We start from the raw sequence: 18,794 nt of genomic DNA on the forward strand, positions 1-18,794 counted from the left end.
GCAAAACTAATCTCCCAGCGGCTGGCGGTCAACGCCGCCGCGATGGCTGTCCAGCGCCAGTTTAATGCGACGCAACCGGTCTTTGGCCTGACTCTTGTTGGCCATAGCCAGCTCTGTTGCCAGCACGTCAATCATCGCCAGCATCGCGTAGCGCGACGTACTCGGTTTGAAGATGTAGTCGTTCTCACGCACGATCAGCGGCAAAACTATATCGGCACTGGCAGCAAGCGGTGTCTCTTCCGGAGTGATGGCGATAACTTTCGCACCGTATTGTCGCGCGATTACCGCGCTCTCAATGATCTCCTGCGTGTAGCCCCCCAAAGACAACACCAGCACCACGTCGTTTGGCGCGACGGCGGAGCACATCATGCGCACCAGAAGACCGTCGCTCTGGCTGACGACCGGCAGGCCGAGGCGGAACAGACGGAATTGCACCTCCTGAGCACAAATCGTTGAACCGCCGCCCATGCCAATGGCCAGTATTTGTCGGGCCCCACTCAGCCAATCCACGGCTTTCTTCAATAACTGCGGGTTTAGCGCGCGGCGATTGATATCCAGCACGTTGATGATAGTTTCATAAATTCCCTGCACCCCTTCCAGGTCGGGAACGTCAAGAATAAAGCGTTGCCCGACGGCCAGCGACTGGGCCAGCTTCACTTTCAGTTCCCGAACGTCTTTACAACCAATTGCGCGGGCGAAGCGGGTAATGGATGCCTGGCTTGTCCCGGTAAGACGTGCCATTTCTGCAATCGGCAGTGTTGTGGCGGATTGAACATCGTCGAGAATAAATTGCGCGATACGCTTTTCCGTAGCGGTCAGTTCCACAAAGCGGTCGGTGATACAGGAGATAATGTCGATGGACAAGGCCATGGTACGTCTCAGATAGTGAAGATAAATAAGTGGTACTTTGTACCATTTCAGGCACTGTTGCAAATACCGTCATAAGAAGTGTTTCGCTGGCGTCCCCTTCCCCTTTTCCACTGAAATTTGCTTAAATGGAAATACAGATTCCGCACGCAATTCCGCAAACGTTGTTACACAAATTGCCGGTAAGCGGACGATAAGTATGGGGTCAGTAAATTTCATTCACTGCTCAGCGTGTACACCAAACTGACGACCGAACATCCTATCGTTCGGGGGCGTTATCAGCTGGCAAACTGTTATAGGGGGCGCGCGGGTTTAATTAATTCTGGCGGTGTGGCATTAATTAATGCCGTGCAGGATGTCTGTCTGGACAAGAAAGTCACTATTGTCTGATGTTATTTTAGAAATATTAGTTTAGCTGAATAAGTGTGCGAGTCGGGAGTCACCTTCCGGCTTTTTTATGTCGGTTCAGAATATTTTGTTTTTGATTAATTTCAGGCAGCTGATTAATTCAGAATTCGATTTAAGACTGAACTTTTTCATGATATTTCTTTTGTGTACGCTGACAGATTTCTCTGCCATTTGCAATTCTCTGGCAATGTGTACGACATCATTACCTGCGTGAAATAGCGAGGCGACGCTGGACTCCCTGGCAGATAACCTGGGTTGCCGGCAGTTGGCACAGTCACGTGGCAGCTGGTCAGGTGTACCTGTTGTGTGGTTTGCCCAGCCTGTTAACACCCGTTTTCTGATGCTGTCCAGTGAACTCTTGCGGTTAACAAAAATAATATTAGTAATGCATAAAGGTAAGTCTGAAACGAAAGGCACTGTGCGGGAATCGTATACTGCAATAATCAGGCTGTGCGAATTACGCTGCTGAAATAGAGGTTGGCAGAGAGTACTTTCACCGGCACTGAATCTTTTAACGATAATGTTCGCAGCAGAAATATTGTCTTCAGTCAGATCAGAGATCTGTACGGGTATTTTTTTTCGAGAGAAAATATCTGCATCAGAAAAATTTCCATGCCGTAACGATATGCCACATTCGGGTCATCAAAAAAAATATTTAACATGACAGGCTTCAGCTTATTAAAATAATTAATGGTGCCTGTTATCCTCCTGCAGGCTTGTGGCTGATATTACTAACTTAATGGTGATATTCAAAATTTTTTCGGGTCTACTTTTACACTAAAAACCTGTTTGCTTTTAAGATCTTCATTACTTCGTGGTTTTTAATCCGAGAATCAAAGGCCCTGAGTGCTGGCCTTTGGTTTTTACCATGCTGCGACCTACTCCGTCAGCACCCAGACGCTGACACTGCCTGCTGCACAAAAGAATACGGCGGAACCTTTTTCGTCAGTTTCGACACACTCTTGGCGGTTATCCAGCAGGTCATGCCATTTTTTGTGCCCGAAGTTATCGCCCAGTTCGATAGTTTTTTCGCCCGCTTCGCCGTTTGACATCACAACCACGCAGCCCGGATGTTCCGCGGTTCCGCTGCGGCTGAACGCCAGACAGTTCGGGTGATCAAAATAATCGATCTGAACGCCCCATGCATGAGTTTGCCGTGCTTTGATTAAGGTTTCCAGCCCCGGGATCACCGGCATGTCGATGGTGTAACTGTTACCGTCATCGCCTGCATCCTCGTAACTCGCACCGCATAAGTCCGGATAAAAGACTATTGGTACGCCCTGTTCGCGAAGCAGGATCAGCGAATAGGCCAGCGGCTTGAACCAGGGTTCAATGGGCGCTTCCAGTGACTGCAACGGCTGGGTGTCATGGTTAGCCACCAGCGTGACGGCGTGCGCGGGGTCGGCTGCCACCAGCGTATTGTCAAAAATCTGGCTCAGATTGTAATCCGCGCCCTGCTTTGATGCGTGATGGAAGTTCAGCTGCAATGGCGCATCAAAAAGCATGGTTTTACCTTCGACCTGCTCAATGTAATTTTGCAGCGTCGGAACATCATGCGACCAGTATTCCGCCACGATATAAATTGGATCTTGTGCCACGTTCTGGACGTGGTCAATCCAGTCCTTGTAGAACCACGCCGGAATGTGTTTGACCGCATCAAGGCGGAATCCGGTGCAGCCGGTTTGTTCCAGCATCCAGCGTGCCCAGTATTTGAGTTCCTCGCTGACCGCGTTGTTGCGAAAATCGACGTTGGCGCCCATCAGGTAATCATAGTTACCGAATTCGTCATCGACCTGATCGTTCCAGCCGCCGCCGGTGTAGTCGTTGATGATTTTGAAGATGCCCTGCTCATCAGGATTTTCGATGTGATCGACGCCGCTGAAGCAGTGATAATCCCAGACGAATTTTGAATACTGACCGTTGCGGGCAGCGAAGATAAAACGCGTCCAGGCATCGGCCTCAATGATGTCGTCACTGATTTCTTCACGATTGTCGATATTGACGCGGTTCACCTGCACGCGCTCTTTCTCATCCGCACCCATTTTATGGTTGAGCACCACGTCGAGGATCACGCCCAGTCCCTGAGATTTCAGCGCGTTGATGGCGGCCAGTAAGCCCTCTTTATCGCCATATTTTGTTGCGCGCGTTCCTTTCTGCTCAAACTCACCCAAATCAAATAAATCGTAAGTGTCATAACCGACCGAATACCCGCCGGAATCCCCTTTATACGCAGGGGGTAGCCAGGCGGCAGTGATGCCGGTTTGTGCCAGCCATTCGGCCTTTTCGGCAATTTCCGGCCAGAGCTGGCCGCCGTCCGGGTAATACCAGTGGAAGAACTGAAACAACGTAGGATTCTGCATACAGGATTTCCATTCAGATGACCGGGAAATGAAGTATGGAGCAAGATAGGAAAAAATGCGGTAACAGGTGGAAAATGAGGCAAAAAAAAGCCGGTCAGCGAAGTGACCGGCCTGGAGATAACGCGGCGTTATGATCAGTCGATATCAGGATGCTGCGCAGTCAGGTTCTTTCTTTTGGCTTCAAGTTCAACAATCTGCGCATCAATATCTTCGATTTTCTGTTCGATATTGTCGTGATGTTCCTGAAGAATTTCTTTCGCTTCTGCGCGGTCGGAAGCAGCCGGTGTCGCGCCTTTGAGCGGGCGATTAGCGGTTTCTTTCATGAAGATACCGGTGACCAGTCCGATAACTGCCACGACCATCAGGTAGTAAGCAGGCATGTACAGGTTGCCGGTAGCCTCTACCAGCCAGGCGGCGATAGTCGGCGTCAGACCGGCAATCAGCACCGAGATGTTGAAAGCAATGGCCAGCGCGCTGTAGCGGATATGCGTCGGGAACATTGCAGGCAACGTTGAGGCCATGACGCCGATGAAGCAGTTCAGCAATACGGCCAGGATCAGAAGTCCGGCGAAGATCAGCCCGACTACGCCGCTGTTAATCAGAATGAAGCAAGGGATTGCCAGGATGAACAGGCCAATACTGCCGATGATAACGAACGGTTTACGTCCAAAGCGGTCACTCAGCAAACCCATGAACGGCTGGACAAACAGCATACCGACCATGATGGCGATGATAATCAGTACGCCGTGATCTTCCGAGTAATGCAGGCTGTGCGACAGGTAGCTCGGCATGTACGTCAGCAACATGTAGTAGGTGACGTTGGTGGCGATGACCATCCCGACGCAGACAATCAGCGGTTTCCACTGTTTGGTCAGAATTTCACGGAAAGAGACTTTAGGCGGTTCTGCGATATCTTTACGTGAATCGCTGTCGATTTTATCGACGTGCTGCTGGAAAGTCGGGGTTTCTTCGAGCGCATGACGCAGGTAGATACCGATCAGGCCCAGCGGTGCGGCGATGAAGAACGGAATACGCCAGCCCCATTCCAGGAAGTTGGTCTCACCTACAATGCTGGAAATCAGTACTACCACGCCCGCGCCGAGGATAAAACCTGCGATAGAGCCGAAGTCCAGCCAGCTACCGAGGAAGCCGCGTTTTCTGTCCGGAGAATATTCCGCAACGAAAATCGCTGCGCCGGTATATTCACCACCGACAGAAAAGCCCTGCGCCAGTTTGGCCAGTAACAGTAAAATTGGCGCCCAGATGCCGATGGTGGCGTAACCGGGGATCAGGCCGATACAGAAGGTACTGACCGACATGATAATGATGGTGACGGATAACACTTTCTGACGGCCAAACTTATCGCCCAACGCACCAAAGAACAGACCACCCAGAGGCCTGACGAGGAATGGAACGGAGAACGTGGCCAGTGCGGCAATCATCTGAATGCCCGGATCAGCGCCAGGGAAGAACACCTGGCCCAATGCGAAAGCAACAAAACCGTACACACCGAAGTCGAACCACTCCATCGCGTTACCTAGCGCTGCTGCGGTGATTGCCTTCTTAAGTTTGGAATCGTCAATGATGGTTATATCGTTAATATGCATTGGTTTAATGCGTTTTTTTCTCAATCTAATCATGTACATCCCTTTTCTAAAATAACTTCACTGTGTAAAGCGTGAGGTATTTGTTCAGTACCCTTGATCTATATAGGGTAATAATTGTTATTTACGAAACTATGACATTATAGAATGTTTTTTACAGAAGTGAAAAATGTGATCAATGTTGCATTTTTAACAGCAGCACCGTCAGAGTACGCCGGTAAGTGGTAATGTGTTTTCAATTTAATGAAATTGCATTTCAATTAATAAAGGAAGCCCAGATACGGCTGATTTTATTGCCACTTATGAGGTGAATCATGGCGAAAGGTTCTCAGATTCAATTCAATTTCCACACCGTTCAGGATGCACAGACCGGCGCGCGCGTAACACGTCTGACACCGCCGGATGTTCTCTGCCATCGCAACTATTTTTATCAGAAATGCTTTACCCGCGATGGCGGTAAGCTGCTGTTTGCCGGTGAATTTGATGGCAACCGCAATTACTATCTGCTGGATCTGAAAACGCAGAAGGCGGTTCAGCTGACTGAAGGCAAAGGTGACAATACCTTTGGCGGCTTCCTTTCCCCGGACGATCAGTATCTTTATTACGTGAAAAATGAGCGGAGTTTGCAACGCGTGAAGCTGGCTGATTTCAGCGAGAAAACCGTCTATACGGTGCCGGAAGATTGGGTCGGTTACGGAACATGGGTCGCCAACAGCGAATGCACCAGTCTGGTCGGTATCGAAATCAGCCGTGAAGACTGGACGCCGTTATCTGACTGGAAAATCTTTCAGGAGTTTTATCACAGTAATCCGCACTGCCGCCTGCTGCGTGTGGACTTGATCAGCGGCAAATCACGCGTAATACACGAAAAAAATGAGTGGCTCGGACACCCGATTTATCGTCCGTTTGACGACAATACCGTCGCGTTCTGCCATGAAGGCCCGCATGACCTGGTGGATGCCCGTATGTGGCTGGTGAATGAAGATGGCAGCAATGTGCGCAAGGTGAAAGAACATGCGCGGGGGGAAAGCTGCACGCATGAATTTTGGGTGCCGGACGGATCCGCACTGATGTATGTGTCTTATCTGAAAGGCCAGCAAGACCGCCATATCCGTCGTTATGAACCGCAAACCGGCGAAGATATTTGTCTGATGACTATGCCTGCCTGTTCACATCTGATGAGCAATGAAAACGGGACGCTGTTGGTCGGTGACGGTTCCGGTGCGCCGGTAGATGTGAAAGATACCGCCAGTCATACGATTGAAAACGATCCGTGGCTGTATATTTTTGATGCCCGAACCCGCCAGCATGCCCCGCTTGCTGCGCATAACAGCTCTTGGCGGGTGCTTGATGGCGACCGTCAGGTGACGCATCCGCACCCTTCCTTCTCGCCCGACGATCGCCACGTGTTGTTTACCACCGATTATGAAGGCCTGCCGGCGCTGTATCTGGCAGAAATTCCGGATGCCCTGCTCAGCTCGTTAAGAAAGGACTAACTGATGTTTGTATTTAAAAAAGATATCCCCCTTCAGGATTTAGGCGATGGTGTAAGCCGTCGCGTTCTGGCGCATGACGGCAGCATGATGGCCGTTGAAGTGTATTTCGAGGAAGGCGCGGTCGGGCCGATGCATAACCATGTGCATGAGCAACTGACTTATGTGTTGTCTGGTCGCTTTAAATTCACTATCGGTGAGGAAACTCACGAAGTGAGCGCGGGAGATACGCTGTATAAAAAGCCGTACATCATGCATGGATGCGTATGTCTGGAGAAAGGTGTGTTACTGGATACCTTCACTCCACAAAGAATGGATTTTTTATAACTGCTTTCTGCCATAAAGAAAACCGGTGCCACTTGAGCACCGGTTTTCTTGTCATCTGAAAACCAACTCTTACGCGAGGATTTCACGCACAAAGTTTTCGATTTCTTTGTTCTGGCAGTTTTCGAAGAAACATTTCTGGAAACGCTCGCCGGTGACAGCGGTTTTCACCAGTTCCGGATCGATAGCGCGCAGCGTATCGAGATAGTTTTCTTTCACAACCGCGGCTTTCACCTGGTTCAGAATACCGGCATTGCGCACCTGAGGTTCTTTACGGTCTGCCGGATAGCCCTGACCTTTCACGCCGGTAAAGGCTTTCTCGAAGATGAAACGCACGTTAAGTTCTGCGCCCCAGCCGAAACCTTTAGCGAATGGCAGTGACAAAGCGTTGCCGTTATTGATTTGTGCGAACAGGAAAGCATCCGCCGGATCGATACAGTAACCGCAGTTAACGCCCGGATGAATGTTAAGCGACATCAGCGCGCCCTGACCTGTCCCGCAACCCGCCACCACAAAATCAACCGCTTTGGAATTAAGCAGAATGCTGGCCATGATGCCCAGATGGATGTAAGTCAGGTGGTGGTCCTGCTCATCAGACATGCCCACGTTGTACACCGGATATTCTTTCTCAGATGCCACTGCGTTCAGTTCTTTCAGGATAATCGCGTTTTTAGCGGCCTGACTGTTTTCCATCATCAATGCAATTTTCATGAGATTTCCTCTTTGGGCAGCGGTTTGACCCGCTGCTGTCGGTGATTATTGAACAATAATTAACGTGCCAGCCAGCCGCCATCAACGGCAATCGTGTAGCCATTAATATAGTCGGACGCCGGAGAAGACAGGAAAACCACCGGCCCCATCAGGTCAGCCGGCAAGCCCCAGCGGCCAGCCGGAATGCGCCCCAGAATTTCTTCGCTGCGCGCTTCATCGGCGCGAAGTTGCTGGGTGTTGTTGGTCGCCATGTATCCCGGCGCGATGGCGTTCACGTTGATATTGTGTTTCGCCCATTCGTTTGCCAGCAGACGCGTGACGCCCATTACGGCGCTTTTCGATGCGGTGTAGGAAGGCACACGGATGCCGCCCTGATAAGAAAGCATCGACGCAATGTTAATGATTTTGCCGCCAGTGCCTTGTGCAATGAACTGTTTAGCAACGGCCTGGGACATGAAGAACACCGATTTGATGTTCAGATTCATGACGTCATCCCAGTTCTTTTCACTGAAATCAATGGCGTCTTCACGGCGGATGATCCCGGCGTTATTGACCAGAATATCGATATGACCCATTTCGGCCACCGCGCGTTCGAGCAGCGCCGGAATGACTTTGGTATCGCTGAGATCGGCAGTCAGGCTCAGGAAACGACGCCCTGTTGCGCCGACGCGTTCGATAGTTTCAGCGGGTTCCACAATGTTGATGCCGACAATGTCACAGCCTGCTTCTGCCAGACCAATGGCCATACCCTGGCCTAAACCGGTATCACAGCCGGTGACGACCGCGACTTTCCCCTTCAGAGAAAAATTATCCAGAATCATGATGTTTCCTTTTCATAAAACGGAGGCGAATGCGCTTTTCCGTAGGATTTTTTGGTTGTCGGGCTTTGCCCGGCTCCTGAGTCATGGAAAGAGTCTAGCGAGAAAATCCGCGCAACTCAACAAAATGAAACATCATTTCAATTTATATAAACTTTGGTGTTGATTTTTGTTGAGTTGATCACGTCCTGAGGAATACCGCTGTGCGGATGCCTGAAAGGTACATCATTAAATGATGAGAAAAGCAGGATGAAGGCGACGGAGAACGTCAGGAAATCAAAGGGAGAGTGAGACTGGGAGAGAAAATCAGATTTCACTGCCCGGCAGGGAAGCCGGGCCAGCGGTACACGCTTACAGGGTAAGCGGAAGTGTTTTTTAGTGCAGGCTGCCCTGACATTCCGTGGCCATATTGAGGCCGCGGCGCCAGTCGCCTGGTGTCTGACCGAACTGACGTTTGAAACTGCGGGTGAAAGACTGTTGCGAGTCAAAGCCCAGCGAAATCGCCACGCTGACAATCGGCTCGCCGCTGCTGGCCAGCATATCCGCAGATTTCTTCAGTTTCTTCTCACGAATGAACTCGCCCATTGGCAGTCCGGTATGCTCTTTGAACATCCGCTGAAGATACCAGCGTGAATACCCTGCACGCTTGGCGACAGTTTTGATATCCAGTCGCTCTTCCAGATTGTGATCGATCCAGTCGATCAGGTCGTGAATGAAATCCTCGGTTCTCATGGGCAATCTCCTGCTTATTTTTTTGTTTGTGCGCCCCGAGGGCGACTCGTCTTTTTATAAACTGACGTAGTTTTTGTTTAAATGCAAGTTTTACTATTGCATTTAATTTGCCGTTACCGGATAGTCACCTACCCCGAAGTAAACATTCTGTAAAATAGCACAAAAAGTGTAACAGTAATTCTTGCACTTTAGTAGGCGCATCCTTACAATCCCCTCGAATCAATTGTATCAGTATTTGATACATTATTGTGCTGATGAACGGCACAAGTCCCAAAAAAGTCAGATCAGGCAAAGGACGTTACCCGGCGGACAGGCCGGTGTATTGCCTGACAGCACTTACTCACTGGAAATAAAAATAATGATGAACCTGCAAAAATCACAGGTTGTTGCACGCGGCCGCTCCGGTGGTACGCATTTGACGTTGCGTCTTTCAGGGATCGCGCTGATGGTTGCCCTGCTTGCCGGGTGTGATAACAGCGTGGCACAAAATTCGGCTCCGCCTGCCCCGCAGGTCAGCGCCGCAGATGTTTTGATCAAATCTATAAGCCAGTGGGATGCGTTTAACGGACGTGTGGAGGCGGTACAAAGCGTACAACTGCGGCCACGGGTATCCGGTTATATCGATAAGGTGAATTATCAGGAAGGTCAGGAAGTGAAAAAGGGTCAGGTGTTATTCACCATTGATGACCGCACTTACCGGGCGGCACAGGAACAGGCTCAGGCAGAGCTGGTTCGTGCGCGCAATCAGGCCGGTCTGGCGAGAAGTGAATCGGCACGTACCGAGGCGCTGATGGGTACGCAGGCGGTATCAAAAGAAATCGCCGAGCAGCGTCGGTCTGCGGCATCGCAGGCGCAATCTGATGTGCTGGCCGCTCAGGCACAGCTGGATATGGCGCAGTTGAATCTTGATTTCACCCGCGTGATTTCGCCGATTGATGGCCGTGCCAGCCGTGCGATGATCACATCAGGAAATCTTGTGACCGCCGGTGACAGCGCCAGTGTCCTGACGACGCTGGTTTCACTCGATACCGTTTATGTCTATTTCGACGTTGATGAAGGCACTTTCCTGCGTTATCAGGCGCTGGCCCGTGACGGAAAATTTAATGACAACCCGCAGAATCGTTTGCCGGTTCACGTGGGATTAGTCGGCGAAAACGGTTATCCACATCAGGGCGTCGTGGATTTCACCGATAACCAGCTCAATTCCGGTACCGGCACTATCCGTATGCGCGCCCTGCTCGATAACCGCGACCGTACTTTCACGCCGGGATTATTCGCCCGAGTTCAGATGCCGGGCAGCGCACAGTTCAGCGCGATGCTGGTGGATGATAAAGCCGTGCTGACCGATCAGGACCGCAAGTTTGTGTATGTGGTCGATAAAGACGGTAAAGCCCAGCGTCGCGATGTGGAAGTCGGCAGGATGTCCGGCGGCTTACGTATCGTGCAAAAAGGCCTGGAAGCCGGTGACCGGGTGATCATCGATGGCGTGCAGAAAGTATTTATGCCGGGAATGCCGGTGAATGCCAAAACCGTCAGCATGGCGGCCAATGTTTCCGCTCCTTCTCCTGCTGCCGTTCAATAAAAGAGAATCCTGAATCATGGACTTTTCCCGTTTTTTCATCGACCGGCCTATATTTGCGGCTGTTTTGTCGATTTTGATTTTGGTTACCGGGGCAATCGCCATCCCGCTGCTGCCGGTCAGTGAATATCCCAATGTCGTACCGCCGAGCGTGCAGGTGCGCGCCGAATATCCGGGGGCCAACCCGAAAGTGATCGCGGAAACCGTGGCGACGCCGCTGGAAGAAGCCATCAACGGCGTTGAAAACATGGTGTACATGAAATCGGTGGCCGGTTCTGATGGCGTGCTGGTGACAACCGTGACGTTCCGTCCGGGAACTGATCCGGATCAGGCACAGGTTCAGGTGCAAAACCGTGTGGCGCAGGCGGAAGCACGTCTGCCGGAAGATGTACGCCGTCAGGGGGTGACCACACAGAAACAATCGCCAACGTTAACGCTGGTGGTGCATCTGGTTTCCCCTTCCGGCAAGTATGACTCCCTGTATCTGAGCAACTACGCCACGTTGAAGGTGAAAGATGAGCTGGCACGTTTGCCGGGTGTCGGACAGATCCAGATTTTTGGTGCAGGCGAATATGCCATGCGCGTCTGGCTGGACCCGAACAAAGTTGCCGCCCGTGGCCTGACGGCTTCTGATGTGGTGAAAGCCATGCAGGAGCAGAACGTGCAGGTTTCTGCCGGTCAGCTGGGTGCAGAGCCAATGCCCAAAGACAGCGATTATTTGCTGTCGATTAACGCGCAGGGACGTCTTAAAGACGAAGACGAGTTCGGCAAAATCATTCTGAAAAGCGGTGATAATGGCGAAATTGTTCGCCTGCGGGATGTGGCGCGTATCGAAATGGGCTCCGGCAGCTATGCGCTGCGTTCACAGCTGAATAATAAAGATGCCGTGGGTATTGGTATCTTCCAGTCGCCGGGCGCTAATGCTATTGATTTATCGGACGCTGTGCGCGCCAAGATGACTGAACTGGCTACCCGTTTCCCGGAAGGGATGAGCTGGCGTGCGCCGTATGACCCGACGGTATTTGTGCGTGATTCGATAAGCGCCGTTGTCCATACGCTGCTCGAAGCCGTGGTTCTGGTGGTGCTGGTCGTTATCTTATTCCTGCAAACCTGGCGTGCGTCAATCATCCCGCTTCTGGCCGTGCCGATTTCAGTGATCGGGACGTTCAGTATTTTGTATCTGCTCGGGTTCTCGCTCAATACCTTAAGCCTGTTCGGGCTGGTTCTGGCGATAGGGATAGTCGTCGATGACGCCATTGTAGTGGTGGAAAACGTCGAGCGAAATATCGAGGAAGGACTCGCCCCGAGAGAGGCGGCGCATCAGGCGATGCGGGAAGTTTCCGGCCCTATCATCGCGATTGCGCTGGTGCTGTGTGCGGTGTTTGTGCCGATGGCGTTTCTGTCCGGCGTAACCGGCCAGTTCTACAAGCAATTTGCGGTGACTATCGCCATTTCTACCGTAATTTCCGCAATCAACTCGCTGACGCTCTCCCCTGCACTGGCGGCGTTATTGCTGAAAGCGCATGGCGCACCGAAAGATATGCCATCGCGTTTGATTGACCGTCTGTTCGGCTGGATTTTCCGTCCGTTCAACCGTTTCTTTAATGCCAGTTCTCATCGTTATCAGAGCGCGGTGTCGAAAACGCTGGGTCGTCGTGGTGCGGTGTTTGGTGTTTACGTTCTGTTGTTATGCGCAGCGGCGTTTATGTTTAAAGCGGTGCCGGGTGGCTTTATACCGACGCAGGATAAACTGTATCTGATCGCCGGCGTGAAGATGCCTGAAGGGGCTTCGCTGTCGCGTACTGATGCGGTGATCCGCAAAATCAGCGCGATGGGGCTGAGCACTGACGGTGTGATTGATGCGGTGGCCTTCCCCGGTCTGAATGCGTTGCAGTTCACCAATACGCCAAATACCGGCACGGTGTTCTTCGCACTCAAACCACTGAGCGAACGTACGCGGACAGCGGCGGAGATTAACGCGGAAATTAACGCCAAGATCTCGCAGATTCAGGAAGGTTTCGCCTTCTCAATTATGCCACCACCAATCCTCGGGCTGGGTCAGGGTTCAGGCTATTCCCTGTATGTGCAGGATCGCGCAGGGCTGGGTTATGGCGCGTTGCAGACGGCAATCAATACGATGTCCGGTGCGATTATGCAAACGCCTGGCATGGGTTATCCGATCTCGTCTTATCAGGCTAACGTGCCGCAACTTGACGCGCACATTGACCGCGATAAGGCTAAAGCTCAGGGTGTGTCGCTCGATGATCTGTTCAGCACGTTGCAGGTTTATCTCGGTTCGTCGTATATCAATGACTTCAACCGTTTTGGCCGTACCTGGAAAGTGATGGCGCAGGCCGATGGTCAGTTCCGTGACACCGTGGAAGATATTGCTAATCTGCGTACACGTAACGATAAAGGCGAAATGGTGCCGATCGGCAGCATGCTGAATATCACCACCACTTACGGGCCTGATCCTGTTATCCGTTATAACGGCTATCCGGCGGCTGACCTGATTGGTGACGCTGACCCGCGCGTACTGTCTTCTGCACAGGCGATGACGGAACTGACTGCGATGTCTAAAAACCTGCTGCCGAATGGGATGAATATTGAATGGACGGATCTGAGTTACCAGCAGTCCACACAGGGTAACGCCGCGCTGATTGTGTTCCCGATGTCGGTACTGCTGGCGTTCCTGGTGCTGGCTGCCTTGTATGAAAGCTGGACACTGCCGCTGGCGGTTATTCTGATCGTTCCGATGACCATGCTGTCTGCGCTGTTTGGCGTCTGGCTGACGGGTGGCGATAACAACGTCTTCGTACAGGTCGGGCTGGTCGTGTTGATGGGTCTTGCCTGTAAGAACGCGATTCTTATCGTCGAGTTTGCCCGTGAACTGGAAATGCAGGGTAAAGGGATTGTTGAATCGGCTCTTGAGGCATGTCGTCTGCGTCTGCGCCCTATCGTGATGACCTCGATTGCGTTTATCGCAGGGACTATCCCCCTGATCCTGGGACACGGTGCCGGTGCGGAAGTGCGCGGTGTCACTGGTATTACCGTGTTCTCCGGTATGCTGGGCGTGACGCTGTTCGGCCTGTTCCTGACGCCGGTGTTTTATGTGGCACTGCGTAAGCTGGTGACCCGCAAGAAAACGGTGCTGGAAACACAGACCGTGTGATCTGAAAATCTGAATGCAAAAAGCCGGGAGATTATCCCGGCTTTTTTATGTGCTTTTTCTGAGATGTCTAACAGAAAATGGCTGAACGCTATTTGGAACAGAGCGAACTGTCTGCGTATTCCGCTGCTAAGTCTTTAGTGCATTTGTACTTGCCACCGCGCTCGAATTCCGCCAGTGCATCTGCCACAGTGTGACGCGCCAGAACCTGGAGCGACGCTTCTTCAGCTTCGTTGACGATATTCTTGAAATACATACAGGCATTGGCGCTGACGACACAGCGTGCCGGAACATCGGGACGCGCAGCCCACAGGCGCTTGTCTTCTATCACCGCGCAATAAATATCACGCAGGGAAATCTCTTGCGCCGGGCGACCCAGAGTGATCGAGCCGGTGCGGCCAAGCGTGGAAACGATAATGCCGTGTTGCGTCAGCGGCACCATCAGTTTGCGGATAAAACTGGAGTTGGCTTCCAGACCCGTTGCTAAAATCGCACTGGTGCAGCGCTGGTCAGCCTTTTGGGACTGAGCGATACAAAACACCATCTGCATAGCTGTCGGAAAGCGATAATCTAACATGTCATTGTCCTGAGAAACCAAGTCTTAGGTAAAACACCGTATCACAGAGGAATTACCCTGTCCGTGATCTGGTCAATAATATAACAAAAACCCTGCGTATTGTACATGTGATTTATCAATAGATTTCAATCATGTAGAGCACAAATCGCTTAATAATTAACCCTTGCCAAATCCCCTTTCCACCTCTTTAAATTCAAGCGCTTGTAAGAAAACCAAGCAGGATCAGGCAAGGAATTGCCGGGTTTTTAAACGGAAATAGCCTCCATTACTTAACCAAAATATAACATGATATTCATCGATCGGTAAAAGCGCTCAATCAGCCAAAACTGATCGTACCCTTTAGAATTTTGTGGTCTTAGCCGAGACTATTCTGACACTTTGTTTGGCAGGGAATGGTGATGAGGTTCTTACTGAATGTTCTGGTCTAGGGTGGGGTTGTTTTTGTTGCTGTGGTTATTCCTGGGGTATGTCTAAACAAGCTGACCGCGTCGAGTGAAAAGGATTGTGCGCACAAAGGATAAACAGAAGAGTGTTTTTATGATTAGACTTATCAATATAATATTAACAAGTCGGCGACAAATAACCTGTTTAATATAAAAAGCCCATCCGGAGATGGGCTGAATAATATTCATTGTTGTCTATTCAGATAACAATATTAGAACTGGTAAACCATACCAACACCTACGACGTCATCGGTAGAGATACCGTTGTTTTCGTAGAAGTCATCGTGTTTGTCCAGCAGGTTGATTTTATATTCAGCATAAGCAGACATGTTTTTGTTGAAGTAGTAGTAAGAGCCTACTGAAATATAATTGACCAAATCTTGAGTATCGTCATTACCTGGTGCTGTACGACCGGTATTTGCATTCAGACTTTTACCACGGGATTGCAGGTAAGACACTTCCGGACGCAGACCGAAGTCGAACTGGTATTGCGCTGTCACTTCAAAGTTATGAGTTTTGTTTGCTACTGTATCGCCATCACCGTATGGAGTCATATTGGTGGTTTCTGAATACATGGTGGCCAGATAGATGTTGTTAGCATCATATTTAGCGCCAACAGTCCAGGCATTCGCTCTGTCACCGCCAGCAGTAGTATGGTTGACTTGTTCATTGGTACGGTCAGACGAAGTGAATGCAGCACCTAAAGTCAGACCCATGCCAAAATCATAGGCAGTGGATAACCCGAAACCATCACCATTCTGATGGCGGACGTCACGGTGATTATTCGTACCTTCATTAGCATTGAAATTGGTATCTTCAGTGTTGTTGCTGCCGTCATTAGCCCCCTGATATTGCAGAGCAAAACTCAACCCCTGGACTGCGCCGAAGAAATCATTGTTACGATAGGTTGCAACACCGTTTGCACGTGACGCCATGAAGTTATCGGTGTAGGAATATGAGTCACCACCGAAATCTGGCAACATATCTGACCAGGCTTCTACGTCATATAACACGCCGTAGTTACGGCCGTAATCGAACGAACCGTAGTCGCCGAATTTCAGACCTGCAAAGCCCAGACGCGTAGCGTTGCCACTGGTACCATTGTTTTCGCTGTTGTTGGCTTGAACGTTGTATTCCCACTGGCCGTAACCGGTCAGCTGGTCAGTAATTTGAGTCTCGCCTTTAAAGCCAACACGAATGTACGTTTCATCACCATCATCACCCGTGTTATCAGAAAACTGATGGCGTGCGTCGACTTTACCGTACAGATCAAGTTTATTGCCGTCTTTATTATAAACTTCTGCTGAATGAGCAGCGCCTGCGACCAGTAATGCTGGAATAATAAGGGCCAGTGCTTTTAATTTCATGACGTCATTCCTTTATCATTTAATTGAATGTTTAAATTTATTATATATACATAATCAATGAGTCAGAGCTCGCATTAATACTACCTATATAGTTCCGTGGTTCAGAAGATAAATTATCTGTTTTGGTTTTATTATTCATTGCTAATTATTTCAGTGTGATATTTCAATATTCAGCATGAATGTATAAACAACATGCATATGAAATTTATATTTATAGTGATGCAATATATTGTGATAATTTAATTTCCGAGTTCTGGCATCATCACCGGAATTCAATTTTCCCTTCCTTGGTTTTAACTTCATGAGTCATGTCGCGACCCCTGTTAGCGGCTTTATATTTTTGCCCCGCCTGATTGCGGGGCTTTTTTTTCATAAAAAAACCCATAACCGGCGAAAGTTATGGGCTCAACAATTGAGAGAGAACTAAAATTTCTACGACGAGGTCAGAGAGACTTCCCACAACAACCTTCACAAAGGAGGCTGGCACTGTGCCATGCACAAGGGCAACACCCGTTATTCAGGGGACAACACATCATACTATCAGGAGAAAGTGAGGCTAATCGCACAGCTCATTCCAGTAGCTAAAGCGCATTAAGCGTGTGTAGCGATCAGGCGCGGCGAAACCAGGCCGGATCACTGTTCCCCACATCGATACCGTACAGACAACCTGTCGCCAGAAAACTCTCCAGCAGACGCGATGTGTCCTGCGCCATCTCTTCAGTATGTTGATGTGGCTTACGCCCAGTAATGCGCTGCCATAAAGAACGGTGTTCAGTATTTTGTGCGGTCGTTGACATACAGGCCTCCGGTTATTCACGGTTTTCTGTTTAAAGCTGTTTTAGAGCAAGCTTTTCAGACTCGTAGCAGACGGTATCTTCTGCTGGAATACCTTCAGTTAACCTTTTTCTTTGTGCAAACAGAACCAACGATTTATGCTTTCTTTATGAAGTTTTGAACTAACACTTTCCGGGCCAGACGCCTTCACAGAACAGTTTAGCGCAGGCAAGACTGTTCTCATGACGCACTTTCGGATCGCCCCGCGTCTGTGCCAGTTGTACCAGAATGCCGGTAAAGCATTGTGCCATCAGCATGGCCGGAATATCCTCGCGAAACAGTTTATTCTGCTGACTGACTATCAGATTTTCAGCCATCAGGTCACACAACAACCTTTGCGTTTCCTGTGCCTGCGGAGGTAACAAAAAGGCCTGTTCCGTAGCGGCATAATCTTCTGCAAAAAAGTTGAGCAGTTTCCGAAAGTTTAGCGCCATCCGGTCAAGCACCTGATTTTCTGCAACCTGTGGTGCAATTTGTAATGAACGTACAAGCGCGCTCAGACGCTCGCGAAAAGCAATCACATCTGTATGGTTCATCTTTCTATCCACCCTTCGACGGGGATAAGCAATCCGAGGTTATCGTCTGCCAGCCTCTCTTTTCGACGCCGGTACATCCCCGCCCAAATTCACTCAGAGTTGCCCCAGCGGGATATAGTATTCGCAGGTCACGCCGTTAAGCGCGGATTCACGCGAATATTTTTCGAGATCCGGCTGCATGATGAACTCCAGCCCCAGCGTCGGTAAAAATACCGAATAGAGATACAGGATAAAGTCATTCAGACGGCCGAGATCGTACGGATAATTGATCTTCAGATAACGGCTGGCCGGTACCAGGATAGAATGGTTATCGCTCAGTCCGACCTGATGCGCCACGGTGTATTCCATCTGCAAGGCGTTGGCGACTTCATCCTGAGTATCAGGACGACAATCTGAAAGCCCCCAAACCGGTGCCAGCAGGGATTCCGGCGTTTCAAGATAGCGCAGTAAACCGGCACGGTGGACGTGGTTTTTACTGTTGAATAACGCTTCTATCGGATACGAATGGATAACCGTTTCCCCTTCGAACGCCATCTCCGGCAAATCGACAATTTCATATTTGGGTTGCGGAAATTCATCGACAGTCAGCGGTGCCGTGATGCCGTTCATGGTCCATGACGCGTTGCGACGGTACATTCCCGGTGTTTCTGCAAAGTTCTTTTTGAATGAACGTGTGAATGTTTGCTGCGAGTCATAAGAGTAATACAACGAAATATCGAGGATCGGCATATTGGTAAGACGTAACGCGATCGCCGCCATAGTCAGACGGCGGTCACGAATGTATTTGCCCAGTGCGTAACCCGTTTTACTTTTAAACAAACGCTGAAGATACCACGGAGAATAGCCGGTTTTTTTCGAGGCTTTTTCCATGGTCAGACGGTCACTTAAGTTGACTTCGATCCAGTAGAGTAACTCTTTGATCAAGTCATCGTGAAAATCAGGTTTTTGTTCGCTCTGCAAAATGAACTCCCG

16 protein-coding genes and 1 pseudogene are annotated in these 18,794 nt (G+C 50.2%); 5 read left to right on the forward strand and 12 right to left on the reverse strand.

Annotated elements, in window-relative coordinates; all coding sequences use genetic code 11:
* Positions 1 to 6: 6 nt before the first annotated feature.
* Entirely contained in the window at positions 7 to 870 is an 864-nt protein-coding gene (locus D6C13_RS08040) for a MurR/RpiR family transcriptional regulator (RefSeq protein WP_120132266.1), read from the reverse strand.
* Positions 871 to 1,098: 228 nt separating this feature from the next.
* Between D6C13_RS08040 and D6C13_RS08045 the strand changes: the two are divergent.
* Positions 1,099 to 1,257 (forward strand): annotated as a pseudogene (locus D6C13_RS08045) (class I fructose-bisphosphate aldolase); the annotation flags it as partial.
* 75 nt (positions 1,258 to 1,332) lie between these two features.
* Here D6C13_RS08045 and D6C13_RS26185 read toward each other — a convergent pair.
* From D6C13_RS26185 to proP, 3 genes are all read right to left on the reverse strand, one after another.
* Entirely contained in the window at positions 1,333 to 1,692 is a 360-nt protein-coding gene (locus tag D6C13_RS26185; protein WP_425272702.1) for a helix-turn-helix domain-containing protein, read from the reverse strand.
* Positions 1,693 to 2,153: 461 nt separating this feature from the next.
* Positions 2,154 to 3,635, reverse strand: coding sequence for an alpha-amylase (amyA, locus tag D6C13_RS08055; RefSeq protein WP_120132268.1), 1,482 nt, complete (start codon positions 3,633 to 3,635; stop codon positions 2,154 to 2,156).
* Positions 3,636 to 3,769: 134 nt separating this feature from the next.
* A complete protein-coding gene (proP, locus tag D6C13_RS08060; protein WP_120132423.1) occupies positions 3,770 to 5,272 on the reverse strand; it encodes a glycine betaine/L-proline transporter ProP in 1,503 nt (500 codons plus the stop codon).
* Positions 5,273 to 5,553: 281 nt separating this feature from the next.
* Between proP and D6C13_RS08065 the strand changes: the two genes are divergently transcribed.
* Both D6C13_RS08065 and D6C13_RS08070 read left to right on the forward strand, forming a co-directional pair.
* Entirely contained in the window at positions 5,554 to 6,735 is a 1,182-nt protein-coding gene (locus D6C13_RS08065) for an oligogalacturonate lyase family protein (RefSeq protein WP_120132269.1), read from the forward strand.
* A 3-nt stretch (positions 6,736 to 6,738) separates the two neighbouring features.
* On the forward strand, positions 6,739 to 7,059 hold the full coding sequence (locus D6C13_RS08070) for a cupin domain-containing protein (protein WP_120132270.1): 321 nt from the start codon (positions 6,739 to 6,741) through the stop codon (positions 7,057 to 7,059).
* Positions 7,060 to 7,128: 69 nt separating this feature from the next.
* Here the strand turns inward: D6C13_RS08070 and D6C13_RS08075 are convergent, their stop codons facing one another.
* The 3 genes from D6C13_RS08075 to D6C13_RS08085 all read right to left on the reverse strand — a co-directional run bounded on the left by D6C13_RS08075 (position 7,129) and on the right by D6C13_RS08085 (position 9,317).
* A complete protein-coding gene (locus tag D6C13_RS08075) occupies positions 7,129 to 7,767 on the reverse strand; it encodes an RpiB/LacA/LacB family sugar-phosphate isomerase (RefSeq protein ID WP_101079130.1) in 639 nt (212 codons plus the stop codon).
* Between the two features lie 59 nt (positions 7,768 to 7,826).
* Positions 7,827 to 8,588, reverse strand: a complete 762-nt coding sequence (gene kduD, locus D6C13_RS08080; RefSeq protein WP_120132271.1) for a 2-dehydro-3-deoxy-D-gluconate 5-dehydrogenase KduD — start codon at positions 8,586 to 8,588, stop codon at positions 7,827 to 7,829.
* Positions 8,589 to 8,960: 372 nt separating this feature from the next.
* Positions 8,961 to 9,317 (reverse strand): helix-turn-helix domain-containing protein, encoded by a 357-nt coding sequence (locus tag D6C13_RS08085; protein WP_120132272.1) that lies wholly within the window; start codon positions 9,315 to 9,317, stop codon positions 8,961 to 8,963.
* Between the two features lie 358 nt (positions 9,318 to 9,675).
* Between D6C13_RS08085 and D6C13_RS08090 the strand changes: the two genes are divergently transcribed.
* On the forward strand, positions 9,676 to 10,899 hold the full coding sequence (locus D6C13_RS08090; RefSeq protein ID WP_425272703.1) for an efflux RND transporter periplasmic adaptor subunit: 1,224 nt from the start codon (positions 9,676 to 9,678) through the stop codon (positions 10,897 to 10,899).
* 16 nt (positions 10,900 to 10,915) lie between these two features.
* Complete coding sequence (oqxB, locus tag D6C13_RS08095; RefSeq protein WP_120132273.1) at positions 10,916 to 14,068, forward strand: multidrug efflux RND transporter permease subunit OqxB; 3,153 nt, start codon at positions 10,916 to 10,918, stop codon at positions 14,066 to 14,068.
* A gap of 88 nt (positions 14,069 to 14,156) precedes the next feature.
* Here the strand turns inward: oqxB and D6C13_RS08100 are convergent, their stop codons facing one another.
* The 5 genes from D6C13_RS08100 to D6C13_RS08120 form a co-directional block, all read right to left on the reverse strand.
* Complete coding sequence (locus D6C13_RS08100; protein ID WP_120132274.1) at positions 14,157 to 14,642, reverse strand: RrF2 family transcriptional regulator; 486 nt, start codon at positions 14,640 to 14,642, stop codon at positions 14,157 to 14,159.
* A 655-nt stretch (positions 14,643 to 15,297) separates the two neighbouring features.
* Positions 15,298 to 16,452, reverse strand: coding sequence for a porin OmpC (gene ompC, locus D6C13_RS08105; RefSeq protein ID WP_120132275.1), 1,155 nt, complete (start codon positions 16,450 to 16,452; stop codon positions 15,298 to 15,300).
* Between the two features lie 608 nt (positions 16,453 to 17,060).
* Positions 17,061 to 17,249, reverse strand: a complete 189-nt coding sequence (locus D6C13_RS08110) for a hypothetical protein (protein WP_120132276.1) — start codon at positions 17,247 to 17,249, stop codon at positions 17,061 to 17,063.
* Positions 17,250 to 17,408: 159 nt separating this feature from the next.
* A complete protein-coding gene (locus D6C13_RS08115; RefSeq protein ID WP_120132277.1) occupies positions 17,409 to 17,822 on the reverse strand; it encodes a hypothetical protein in 414 nt (137 codons plus the stop codon).
* A gap of 93 nt (positions 17,823 to 17,915) precedes the next feature.
* Complete coding sequence (locus D6C13_RS08120) at positions 17,916 to 18,782, reverse strand: helix-turn-helix domain-containing protein (protein WP_120132278.1); 867 nt, start codon at positions 18,780 to 18,782, stop codon at positions 17,916 to 17,918.
* Positions 18,783 to 18,794: the final 12 nt, after the last annotated feature.

The organism is Rahnella woolbedingensis, from assembly GCF_003602095.1.
GTDB classification, from domain to species: domain Bacteria; phylum Pseudomonadota; class Gammaproteobacteria; order Enterobacterales; family Enterobacteriaceae; genus Rahnella; species Rahnella woolbedingensis.